Origin of the sequence: Mannheimia kashgarensis, from assembly GCF_041807705.1 — a bacterium.
Classification (GTDB): Bacteria; Pseudomonadota; Gammaproteobacteria; order Enterobacterales; family Pasteurellaceae; genus Mannheimia.
Genome location: NZ_JBGTYY010000024.1, coordinates 22,651 through 33,895 on the forward strand (window position 1 = coordinate 22,651; position 11,245 = coordinate 33,895).

The window sequence follows — 11,245 nt, forward strand, 5'->3', positions numbered from 1 at the left end:
AAATCTTTTCAAAATAAAGCTGGCTTAGCTTATTAGGCTAGATTACCTTTATTAAAAATCTATAACCAGCCTTTACGCTTAAAGTAAATATAAGGTGTTGCCGCTGCTACAATCATCAAGCCAATTGCCATAGGATAGCCATATTTAAACTGTAATTCGGGCATAAATTCAAAGTTCATCCCGTAAGTAGAGGCAACTAACGTGGCAGGTAGGAACATCACAGACACCACTGAGAAGAATTTCATAATACGGTTCTGCTCAATATTGATATAACCCATTGCTGCTTGCATTAAAAAATTCACTTTCTGAAACAGAGATTCATTATGCGGTTGGAGTGATTCAATATCTCGCATAATATCCCGTGCTTGTTCAAGCTGATTATTTGGTAAACGAGTTTTACGCAGGAGGAAACTTAACGCACGCTGCGTATCCATCAAACATAAGCGCACTTTTGAACTGGCATCTTCATATTCTGTTAAGCGAGAAAGAGCATCATTAAAGCGATCTTGCTCGTGTTTTCCATCTAACACCACGCGGCTTAATTTTTCTAAATCCGCATAAACTTCTTCAATCACATCAGCAAGCTGCTCGATTTTGGTTTCAAATAAATCCAGCAATAATTCATAGGCGTTGCTATCAATTAATTTCTCACGGCGTGAACGCATTCGGTATAAACGAAATGCAGGCAAATCCCGATCACGCAAGGTAAACAAACGCCCATCACGAATGGTAAAGGCAACGGTTGCAATGTCTGCATAATCATCGTCATCTAAACAGTAGAAGAAAGAGTGTAAGTGTAAGCCGTCTTCATCTTCAAAAAAGCGGGCAGAAGCCTCTAAGTCTTCTAATTCACGTTCTTCGGCAAGGGTTTGATCTAAACGGGTCTCTAGAACACTACGTTCGGCTTCGGTTGGATCGACCAAGTCAATCCAAATAGCATCATTTAATAGTGTAGGGTTTGTTTCGTCCACGCTGACTAAGCGTGCGTTATCCAGTCCAAAAGCACGAATCATATTAAGCTCCGAATGGTTAGGAGGCTTGGAACAAAAAGGAACAAAGATACTAGGCGAGCATTACCGACCTTGTCGGTAACATTGAGGTTAGACAAGATAGGTTAAAGAGTTAAGTATCGACTATGGTTGTCCAAAATGTGTAATCCTCAAGAAAAAATAGTGTGCGAATGTTACAGAATTTAGGCTTTTTAGTCAAGCAAGCAGAGGTTTACTTAGTAATGCAAGCGGTCATTTTTTTACGGAAATTTGCAAATTATTAAGGAAAAACGACCGCTTTTTTGCTATGGTTACACCTAAATTTTTATCAAAGAGAATTGGCTATGAATAACGTTCAGCAACCCGAACAAATTGAAAAATTAGAACAAACCGCAGAAACCACCCACTTTGGTTTTAAAACCGTTGCCAAAGAAGAAAAACAGCAACTTGTGGCGAATGTGTTTCACTCGGTAGCAGGTAAATATGACTTAATGAACGATTTGCTTTCATTTGGTATTCATCGTGTATGGAAACGTTTTACCATTGATTGCAGCGGTGTTCGCAAAGGGCAAAAAGTGTTGGATTTAGCAGGCGGTACGGGCGATTTTACCGCAAAATTTTCTCGTATTGTTGGCGAAACAGGCGAAGTGATTTTAGCGGATATCAACAGCTCAATGCTTGAAGTTGGGCGTGAAAAATTACGCAATTTAGGGGTGGTTGGCAATGTAAGCTATGTGCAAGCGAATGCGGAATGCTTGCCGTTTGCGGATAATACCTTTGATTGTATTGTTATCAGCTTTGGCTTGCGTAATGTTACCGACAAAGACAAAGCCCTACGTTCAATGTTCCGAGTGCTAAAACCGGGCGGTCGTTTGCTTGTGTTGGAGTTCTCAAAACCGATTATCGATCCAATCAGCCAGCTCTATAATTTCTATTCTTTCAATATTTTACCGAAAGTGGGCGAAGTGGTGGTGAATGATGCCGAAAGTTACCGCTATTTAGCTGAATCGATCCGCATGCACCCGAAACAAGACGAGCTAAAAGCAATGATGGAGCAAGCCGGTTTTGAAAGCGTGAACTACTACAACTTAAGTGCCGGCATTGTGGCGTTACATAGAGGTTATAAATTTTAGTGATGTTACACGAACTTAAACAACTAATGTTTCCACAATTTGCTTTTGGGTTAATCGAAACCGCATTTAATGCGTTACTCAAGCGTTCACCACATATCGAGCCTAATTTACGCAAATTAGCAGGAAAAGTGCTAAAAATAGAGCTAACTTCGCCGAAAATGGATTTTTTTATCCTGTTTAGCGACAATCAAACAGATTGGTTAGGCAGCTATGAAGGCGAGTCTGATTGCGCCGTGCAACTGGCATTTGAAACGCTCCCAAAACTAGCCGATAAGCAAAAATTGACCGAGCTAATTAACAATAAATCCCTCGTTTTACACGGTGATATTCAAGTTTTACAGCATTTTACTGCGTTACTCGAACAGCTAGAAAAAGACCCAGCGGAGTTGCTCTCACCTTTTGTCGGTGATGTGGTAGCTCAAACTAGCACTGATCTCGCCAAAAAGGTGTTAGGCAAAATAAAAGCCCAATTTGAGCAAAATAATCAACATTTGGTTGAGAATTTAATCCAAGAAAGACCGGTGTTGGTGCATCGCCTGCAAGCAGTGAATTTCTACGACCAAGTTGAAGAGTTAGCCCAACAAGCGGTTAAATTAGAGCAAAAATTCTCAAAACTTTTAGAGATAAAAAGCTGCTAGAACATTGCGACCGTACTGCGGTCGTAATTTAAAAGTGGGAAAGGTGTAAGAGAGCTTAATTTCTTAATAGTGAACGCAGTGCGTTCACTATTTTGGAATAGACGAACTAAAATTGTAGTGAATTAATGATTTTTTCAAAAATCGGTTCAAACTTTTCTTTTTCGGGAATATGATGAGAAAGGGTCAATATAATTTTTCTTTGATTACTTTCATCAGGAAAATTATAAATAAAAACAGACCAATCTCCTGCTCTATGGTAGTGAATTAATATCCCCGTTTTAGGCTCTCTGTTTAAAATTTTCACACTGACATTAGATACTGAGAATAGCATAGATTGTCTAATAAGGTCAGCCGCTATTTCCTTTTCCAGTTCTCTGCGTTCTTGAGAAGATAGGCTTTCCAATTCACTATTAAAATTAGGATAGTGGTTTTCCTCCACTTCATAAGATAAACGCAAGTTTGCTCCTAAACCACTACCCCCACATTTCATAGATAATAAAACGATGCTGGTATGGGGCTCTCCTATTAATCTAGCCGCGTTCTCTCTTAAATCTTCCACTTCGTCACTCTCACGAATACGGCACTCTGTTGGAATTTGCAATGAAATCCCTTGTTCTGAGAAATTTGTAAACTCGCTTGCATAAGAATAAATTGGAAGCAGCAAGAGAGATGTAAAGACGATATTTTTAAGCATAATCTTCCTCTTATTGAACTTGCTTAATTAAATGAATAGCACTATTTTTTCTTATTATTTGACCAAAAAAACCAAATCAGTACAACAATAGTTATAAACGTCCAATACATCTTTATACCTCCTTAACTTCTTCAATTTTAACTAATTCAAATTCAGTGTGATTACTAAAACGATAATAAAGTAAGTCAGCAATATATTCTTTAGCTTGTAAAATAGCTTTTTCTATACTTTCAGACTTTACAAAATGAAAAGAACGATCAGCTTGTTGTTCGGTATAAGTATATTCAATCAAATAGACCATAAATGACATCTCCTAATATAAAATAGTTTAAGATAAGGTTTACTAGAACAAGTGCTTTCTCTGTCAAGAGAAAGCACACGAAGTGTACACTTCGTGTGCCTTTTCACTATAAAAATGAAAATATAAACTCTACGCCTTTAGCTGCTTTTTTGCTAAAATCTTACCAACTTCTATTAGATTAATATTTCAATGAACATCAAAAATCTTAACCGCTTTTACCATATTATCCGAACCTTCCTCCGCTATGGCATTGATGAAGCTATTCCTAATCTGCCGATAACTCGCAAAATAAAATTAGGGCGTAGGGCGTTGTTTTGGGTTAAAAATCAGCATAGTGAAAAGCCTTATGGCGTGCGTTTGCGTTTGGCATTGCAAGAGCTTGGGCCTGTTTGGATTAAATTGGGGCAGATGCTTGCCACCCGCCGTGATCTTTTTGCGCCAGAGTTCGCGGATCAACTCGCTCTTTTACAAGACAATGTTGAGCCTTTTGATGGCAAAATTGCTCGTCAAATTATTGAGCAGGCTTTAGGCGGAAAGCTTGAAACTTGGTTTGAAAACTTTGATGAAACGGCTCTAGCTTCTGCTTCGATTGCTCAGGTTCACACGGCAAAATTTAACCAAAATCAACCGCTTGCAGGTAAAGATGTAGTGCTGAAAGTGATTCGACCGGGTATTGAGCCTGTTATCAAGGCGGATTTGGAGTTAATGTATAAAATCGCTGAGCTTATTCCGAAATTATCAAATGATGGGAAGCGTTTGCGTGCAGTTGAGGTGGTTCGAGAGTACGAAAAAACCATTTTAGATGAGCTGGATTTACGCAAAGAAATGCACAATGCGGTGCGTTTACGGGCGAATTTTGAAAACAGCGAAATGCTCTATGTGCCTGAAATGTATCAAGATTTCTGCCACAAAAACTTGATCGTAATGGAGCGAATTTACGGTATTCCTGTGTCCAATATTGCTGAATTGGAAGCAAACGGCACAAATATGAAATTGCTTGCCGAGCGTGGTGTGCAGGTGTTTTTTACCCAAGTGTTTCGTGATAGCTTTTTCCACGCCGATATGCACGCGGGTAATATTTTTGTAAACCGAGAACATCCTGAAAATCCGCAATATATCGGCATTGATTGTGGTATTGTCGGCACGCTTAATCATAATGATAAACGCTATTTGGCGGAAAGTTTTGTGGCTTTTTTCAACCGAGATTATCGCCGTGTAGCATTAATGCACGTGGAATCGGGCTGGACACCTGCTGATACGGATATCGATAAATTCGAGCAAGCATTCAGGGAGGTTTGTGAACCGATTTTTGCTAAGCCATTGTCAGAAATTTCATTCGGACACGTTTTGCTTAATCTGTTTAATGTTGCTCGTGAGTTCAATATGGAGGTTCAGCCACAGTTAGTGTTGTTGCAAAAAACATTGCTCTATATTGAAGGCTTGGGCAGACAGGTTTATCCACAGCTTGATTTATGGCAAACCGCTAAGCCGTTTTTACAAAATTGGTTAAACGAGCAGGTTGGCGTGAAAGCGATGATTAAAGATTTTAAACAGCGAATACCACAATATCGTGAACATTTTGCTGAATTTCCCGAAGCCTTATTTAAAGCGTTACAACAACAAAAGCAGATTAATTTCCGCTTAGCTGAGATCAATGAAAGTTTGAAAATGCAACATTCCAATGCAAATAGTCGTTTTATTGTGCTTTCACTCTCCGCAATTGTGATCTTTGGCACATTTTGGAAATTTGAATCTTTGCCAATCTGGCTAAGTGTGCCATTATTAACGCTATTTCCATTGTTATTAATTTTGACTCAGCGTAAATAAGCGGTCATATTTACTCGCTTTCGCTTCGCACTTCGTGCCATCGGCAAGGCCGATGTTCAAACGCGAGCGTTTGTTCAAAATTTTTTGCAAAATCCCTTTATTATATGTCAAACTGGCATATAATAAACAAGATTTTATTCACCCAACTTAAATGAAAGGAGTTTTTATGGGCGGTATTAGTATTTGGCAGCTTCTGATTGTGGTTGCAATCATTGTGTTACTTTTCGGTACAAAGAAATTGCGTACCTTAGGTTCTGATTTAGGCGAATCAGTAAAAGGCTTCAAAAAAGCAATGTCTGATGAGAAAAAAGACGCCGCATTTGATAGCCATGAAAAAGTTGAAGTGGTTGAAGTAAAAGAAAGAGTTTCAACAGAACAGCAGCAAAATATTGTAAAAGATAAAGAGCAGGTTTAATCCGTGTTTGATGTAGGTTTTTCTGAATTAGTACTGATTATGATTGTGGGCTTAGTGGTGCTAGGCCCAAAACGTATGCCGATTGCAATTCGCACTGTAATGGGTTGGGTGAGTACAATTCGAGGTTTAGCCGCAAACGTGCAAAATGAACTATCTCAAGAACTTAAACTGCAGGAATTAAAAGAGAGCATTAAAAAGGCGGAAGAACTTAATTTGAGTTCTCTTTCGCCTGAATTGAGTAAAACCGTAGAAGATTTGAAAAATTCAGCAACTCAGTTACAAGACTCTATTAATTCCGCAAAAAGTGAGTTTGACAACAATGTTGCGGCATCGGCAACAGTACCAAAGCTGACCGATGAGCAAGTGGCAGAAATCCAACAAAAAGTTGAGCAAGAAAGCCAAGAGCTAGAAGCTCAAGAGTTGCAAAAAACAGTAGAAAATCAACCGCTTGCAGTTGATGATTTATCTGAGCAATTACCTACTTCTCAAGCAGAAGGCGAATTATCGCCAGATGAAATCGCAGAATTAGCGGAAATGGAAGAATCGCTGGTTGATATGTCTGCATACTATCCGCCAGATGATGATTTAGCAACACCAACTACAACAGAAGCAGCGAAGAAAACGGAGGCAGAGTATGGCAGAAGTTGATGAATCTCAGCCGCTGATTTCGCATTTAATTGAACTCAGAAACCGATTACTACGCTGTTTTATCTGCATTTTAGTCGTTTTTTGTTGCTTGGTTTATTGGGCAAATGATATTTATACCTTATTAGCAACGCCTCTAACCGATAATTTACCGGCAGGTGCAACAATGATTGCAACTAACGTTGCAACACCGTTTTTTACGCCAATTAAATTAACCATTGTGGTATCGGTGTTTTTGTCTGTGCCGTTTATTCTGTACCAAGTTTGGGCTTTCGTTGCCCCTGCCTTGTATAAACAGGAAAAACGCTTAGTTTACCCACTATTGGTTTCAAGCACCTTGTTGTTCTACTGCGGTGTGGCTTTTGCTTATTATGTGGTCTTCCCATTAGTTTTCGGCTTTTTAACCTCAACTGCCCCAGAAGGGGTAACAATGGCAACCGATATCAGCAGCTATTTAGATTTCGTTTTAACCATCTTTATGGCATTCGGAATTTGCTTTGAAGTACCGGTAGCAATCATTTTGTTATGTTGGGCAGGTGTAACCACACCTGAAGATTTAAAAGCGAAACGCCCATATATTATCGTGGCAGCTTTTGTGATTGGTATGTTCTTAACGCCACCTGATATTTTCTCTCAAACTCTACTGGCAATCCCAATGTGTCTGTTGTTTGAAGTGGGGCTGTTATGTGCCAGATTTTATCGCCCAAAAGATGACGATGAACCATCAGAGCAGATTGCACAGTAATAATGTATTTTTAAAGGCATAGCACCTGCTGTGCCTTTATTCTTTTTAAGAAATAAGGAATTTCAAATGCAAGTAATTCAATCTCAATATCCTTTACGCCGTATGCGTCGTTTACGTAGACACGATTTTAGCCGCCGTTTAGTGGCAGAAAACCAATTAACCGCAAATGATTTAATCTATCCTGTGTTTGTGATTGAAGGCGAAAATCAGCGAGTGCAAGTGCCTTCAATGCCGGGTGTAGAGCGTTTAACGATTGATCAACTTTTAATCGAAGCGGAAGAACTCGTGAAATATGGCGTGCCTGCGGTAGCACTTTTTCCTGTAGTAGGCGATGCAAAAAAATCCTTAATGGCGGAAGAAGCCTATAACTCTGAAGGCTTGGCTCAGCGTGCGGTGCGTGCATTAAAAGCACAGTTCCCGGAGCTAGGGGTAATTACTGATGTTGCTTTAGATCCATTCACTACGCACGGGCAAGATGGCATTATTGATGAAACAGGTTATGTACTAAACGACATTACCACCGAAGTACTGGTAAAACAGGCGTTATCTCACGCAGAAGCAGGTGCAGATATTGTCGCCCCAAGCGATATGATGGATGGGCGCATCGGCGAAATTCGTGAAGCCTTAGAGGCCAATGGCTTTGTGAATACACAAATTATGGCGTATTCCGCAAAATATGCCTCGAACTACTACGGTCCATTCCGTGATGCGGTTGGTTCTGCAGGTAACTTAAAAGGTGGCAATAAATACACTTATCAACTTGATCCAGCCAATGGCAATGAGGGATTACACGAAGTGGCAATGGATATTCAAGAAGGAGCAGATATGGTAATGGTAAAACCGGGTATGCCGTATTTGGATATGGTATGGCGTGTGAAAGAAAACTTTGGCGTACCAACCTTTGCATACCAAGTGTCTGGCGAATATGCGATGCATATGGCAGCCATTCAAAACGGTTGGTTGAAAGAACGTAAGTGTATTATGGAAGGCTTACTCTGCTTTAAACGAGCTGGGGCAGACGGGATTTTAACCTATTTCGCAAAACGTGTAGCGAAATGGCTATACGAAGATGCACAAGCAAAATAATTAATGAACAGCAAGCGGTTAAATTTGCAAAAAAATTTACAAATTTAACCGCTTGTATCTTATCTACACCTATACTAAGTCAAACAGCAAAAATTCTACGTCATCTTGAGCATTGATTTCTAATAACTCTTCTTGGCGAATACCTAAAGCATCGCTGGTGTTTAGCTCAACACCGTTTACAGTTAAGTTCCCCTTTATTACTTGTAGCCAATAGCTGCGGCTGCTATCAAACGCAACTTGTTCTGTTTTTGCTGTTGGGTATTGGTAACGCCACAATTTCATATCTTGATAAATTTTGAATGAGCCATCTTCTGCATTTGGCGAAAGAATTAACGTTGCTCCTTCTTTCGGTGCAAATTTATCTTGGCTGTAGCGTGGTGTTACATCTTTTTGATTTGGAATGATCCAAATTTGGTAAAGGTGTAAGGTTTCATCTGAAGATGGGTTTACCTCAGAGTGGAAAATACCTGTACCTGCCGACATAATCTGAAATTCGCCTGCTTTTACTTCGGTTTTATTACCCATACTATCTTCGTGAGCTACACGTCCGCTTAGCACATAAGTTAGAATTTCCATATTATCGTGTGGGTGTTTGCCAAAACCATAATTTGGGGCGATAAAGTCTTCGTTGATTACGCGTAAATGGGAAAAATGGATATGCTTTGGATCGTAATAATTAGCGAATGAAAAAGTGTGATAGCTTTCAAGCCAGTCAAAAGATCCATTGCCACGTTCGTTTGCTTTTCTAAGTTGTAACATAATTGATTCCTTGTTTTGTGTTTTATTATGAGTAGTTTACTTTATTATTAGAATAGATAAATAGCTGTTTTATAGATTAATTATTTTCTATTGGTAAATAATCTAAAAAATAAAACCGCTTGCATTTTCGCAAAAAATCATTATGATTACGCCCCCTTGAGTTCCCTTACCTCAAGTTTTTTGTTCAACTAAAAAGGATACAATATGAACTTTAATACTTACTTTTCAGACGAAAGCAAATTTCGCTCGCTGATTTTACTTTCCCTTTTCCACATTTTTATTATTACCATCAGTAACTATTTGGTGCAGATTACCTTTGAAATAAATGTGCCATTTATCGATTGGGTGATCCCAACCACTTGGGGAACTTTTACTTTCCCGTTTATTTTCTTAGCCACAGATTTAACTGTGCGAGTGTTTGGGGCAGAGCTTGCTCGTAAAATTATTTTTCTGGTGATGTTGCCTGCATTGCTTATTAGTTACATCATTTCAGTGCTATTCTTTGAAACAGAATTTCAAGGTTTTACTGCTTTATCTGAATTTAATCTTTTTGTTTTCCGAATTGCATTAGCCAGTTTTAGCGGCTATGTAGTAGGGCAGTTTTTGGATATTTTTGTGTTTAACCGCCTACGTCAAGGTAAAAGCTGGTGGCTTGCGCCAATGTGTTCGACTATTTTCGGCACATTAATTGATACTTTTGTGTTCTTTGCTGTGGCGTTCTATAAAAGTAGCGATGAATATATGGCGGAGCATTGGTTTACTATCGGCTCGGTAGACTATACCTTTAAACTCTTTGTGAGTTTATTACTCTTTCTTCCCCTTTATGGTGTGGTGCTTAATTTCATTATGAAGAAATTCGATTTGAAATAGAAATTATGCAGTGAGGGTTTGGGGATTATGCCGAAAAAAGGTATAATCCCCATAATTTTTTTATATTTAGAGAACAAAACAATGAGCAATATTCCATTAAGAAATGACGAAGAAATTCAAAAATTACGAGAAGCCTGCAAATTAGCTTCCGATGTGCTGGTAATGATCAAGCCTTATGTAAAAGAAGGAGTAACGACAGGCGAATTAGATAAAATTTGCCACAATTATATTTTGGAAAATGGGGCAACCTCTGCCAGTCTTGGTTATCACGGCTTTCCAAAATCGGTATGTATCTCGCTAAATGAAGTGGTTTGTCACGGTATTCCAAGCGATGAGAAAAAATTGAAAAAAGGCGATATTCTAAACATTGATGTAACCGTCATTAAAGATGGTTACTATGGCGACAATTCAATGATGTATGTAGTAGGCGAGCCGAGTGTGCGTGATAAACGCTTAATGGAAGTTACTCAAGAGTCGCTTTATATCGGTATTCGCACGGTAAAAGCAGGTATTCGCTTAAAAGAAATCGGCACGGCAATTCAAAAATATGTTGAAAAAGAAGGCTTCTCTGTGGTGCGTGAATATTGCGGACACGGCATTGGTACAGAGTTCCACTGCGAACCACAAGTGGTTCACTATGCAGCAGATGACGGCGGTGTGGTATTAAAAGAGGGAATGGTATTTACCATTGAACCAATGGTAAATTCGGGTAAAAAAGAAATCCGTTTAATGGGCGATGGCTGGACAGTAAAAACCAAAGACCGCAGCCATTCTGCTCAATACGAACACCAAATTGTAGTAACGAAAGACGGTTGTGAAGTGCTGACAATTCGTGATGAAGAAATTGCGGAAGGAAGAATCAGCCGTGTAATGTGTAGAAGACCAGACTTGATCTGACAAATCATTATAAAAATGAGAGTTTCCCGTTTAGAATATGAGTGTCAAAAATCAATCTAAACAAAAAGGAAACTCTCATATTTTATTCTAACAACCCTCTCATTAAACACAAGACTGGTTTGCTTAATTTGTAGAAGATCAAACCTAATCTGACAGTCCCCCGTTTAAAATTACCGTGTCTGTCAGATTAATTTGAGCTTAAATTCTTTTCCACCCAAATCCGTTTTCCATCAAGTAAGGTTGCCA

13 protein-coding genes are annotated in these 11,245 nt (G+C 39.0%); 9 read left to right on the plus strand and 4 right to left on the minus strand.

Features of this window, described 5'->3' with window-relative positions; genetic code table 11:
* Positions 1 to 59: 59 nt before the first annotated feature.
* Positions 60 to 1,013 (minus strand): magnesium/cobalt transporter CorA, encoded by a 954-nt coding sequence (corA, locus tag ACERCF_RS09570; RefSeq protein WP_373625444.1) that lies wholly within the window; start codon positions 1,011 to 1,013, stop codon positions 60 to 62.
* A gap of 320 nt (positions 1,014 to 1,333) precedes the next feature.
* Between corA and ubiE the strand changes: the two genes are divergently transcribed.
* Positions 1,334 to 2,122, plus strand: coding sequence for a bifunctional demethylmenaquinone methyltransferase/2-methoxy-6-polyprenyl-1,4-benzoquinol methylase UbiE (ubiE, locus tag ACERCF_RS09575; RefSeq protein ID WP_373625445.1), 789 nt, complete (start codon positions 1,334 to 1,336; stop codon positions 2,120 to 2,122).
* A 2-nt stretch (positions 2,123 to 2,124) separates the two neighbouring features.
* Positions 2,125 to 2,760 carry a ubiquinone biosynthesis accessory factor UbiJ gene (locus ACERCF_RS09580; RefSeq protein ID WP_373625446.1) on the plus strand — a complete coding sequence of 212 codons (636 nt, stop codon included), beginning with the start codon at positions 2,125 to 2,127 and terminating at the stop codon, positions 2,758 to 2,760.
* A gap of 106 nt (positions 2,761 to 2,866) precedes the next feature.
* On the opposite strand, the gene ACERCF_RS09585 is transcribed toward ACERCF_RS09580, so the two are convergent.
* Entirely contained in the window at positions 2,867 to 3,454 is a 588-nt protein-coding gene (locus ACERCF_RS09585; protein ID WP_373625447.1) for a hypothetical protein, read from the minus strand.
* Between the two features lie 112 nt (positions 3,455 to 3,566).
* On the minus strand, positions 3,567 to 3,755 hold the full coding sequence (locus tag ACERCF_RS09590; RefSeq protein ID WP_373625448.1) for a hypothetical protein: 189 nt from the start codon (positions 3,753 to 3,755) through the stop codon (positions 3,567 to 3,569).
* A gap of 189 nt (positions 3,756 to 3,944) precedes the next feature.
* On the opposite strand from ACERCF_RS09590, the gene ubiB reads away from it, so the two are divergent.
* The 5 genes from ubiB (at position 3,945) to hemB (ending at position 8,473) form a co-directional block, all read left to right on the plus strand.
* Positions 3,945 to 5,582 carry a ubiquinone biosynthesis regulatory protein kinase UbiB gene (ubiB, locus tag ACERCF_RS09595; protein WP_373625449.1) on the plus strand — a complete coding sequence of 546 codons (1,638 nt, stop codon included), beginning with the start codon at positions 3,945 to 3,947 and terminating at the stop codon, positions 5,580 to 5,582.
* A gap of 166 nt (positions 5,583 to 5,748) precedes the next feature.
* The gene (tatA, locus tag ACERCF_RS09600) at positions 5,749 to 5,997 is read left to right on the plus strand and encodes a Sec-independent protein translocase subunit TatA (protein WP_373611240.1); all 249 of its coding nucleotides are present in this window, start codon (positions 5,749 to 5,751) and stop codon (positions 5,995 to 5,997) included.
* Between the two features lie 3 nt (positions 5,998 to 6,000).
* Positions 6,001 to 6,645 carry a Sec-independent protein translocase protein TatB gene (gene tatB, locus ACERCF_RS09605; protein ID WP_373611241.1) on the plus strand — a complete coding sequence of 215 codons (645 nt, stop codon included), beginning with the start codon at positions 6,001 to 6,003 and terminating at the stop codon, positions 6,643 to 6,645.
* Positions 6,632 to 7,387, plus strand: coding sequence for a twin-arginine translocase subunit TatC (tatC, locus tag ACERCF_RS09610; RefSeq protein WP_373625450.1), 756 nt, complete (start codon positions 6,632 to 6,634; stop codon positions 7,385 to 7,387). The genes tatB and tatC overlap by 14 nt, the downstream gene beginning before the upstream one ends.
* A 66-nt stretch (positions 7,388 to 7,453) precedes the next feature.
* Positions 7,454 to 8,473, plus strand: a complete 1,020-nt coding sequence (hemB, locus tag ACERCF_RS09615) for a porphobilinogen synthase (RefSeq protein ID WP_373611243.1) — start codon at positions 7,454 to 7,456, stop codon at positions 8,471 to 8,473.
* Positions 8,474 to 8,542: 69 nt separating this feature from the next.
* On the opposite strand, the gene ACERCF_RS09620 is transcribed toward hemB, so the two are convergent.
* On the minus strand, positions 8,543 to 9,232 hold the full coding sequence (locus tag ACERCF_RS09620; RefSeq protein ID WP_373611244.1) for a pirin family protein: 690 nt from the start codon (positions 9,230 to 9,232) through the stop codon (positions 8,543 to 8,545).
* A gap of 204 nt (positions 9,233 to 9,436) precedes the next feature.
* On the opposite strand from ACERCF_RS09620, the gene ACERCF_RS09625 reads away from it, so the two are divergent.
* Both ACERCF_RS09625 and map read left to right on the plus strand, forming a co-directional pair.
* A complete protein-coding gene (locus ACERCF_RS09625; RefSeq protein WP_373625451.1) occupies positions 9,437 to 10,102 on the plus strand; it encodes a 7-cyano-7-deazaguanine/7-aminomethyl-7-deazaguanine transporter in 666 nt (221 codons plus the stop codon).
* Between the two features lie 81 nt (positions 10,103 to 10,183).
* Positions 10,184 to 10,999: a type I methionyl aminopeptidase gene (map, locus tag ACERCF_RS09630; protein WP_373625452.1), complete on the plus strand. Its 816-nt coding sequence runs from the start codon at positions 10,184 to 10,186 to the stop codon at positions 10,997 to 10,999.
* The last annotated feature ends 246 nt before the right edge of the window (positions 11,000 to 11,245 follow it).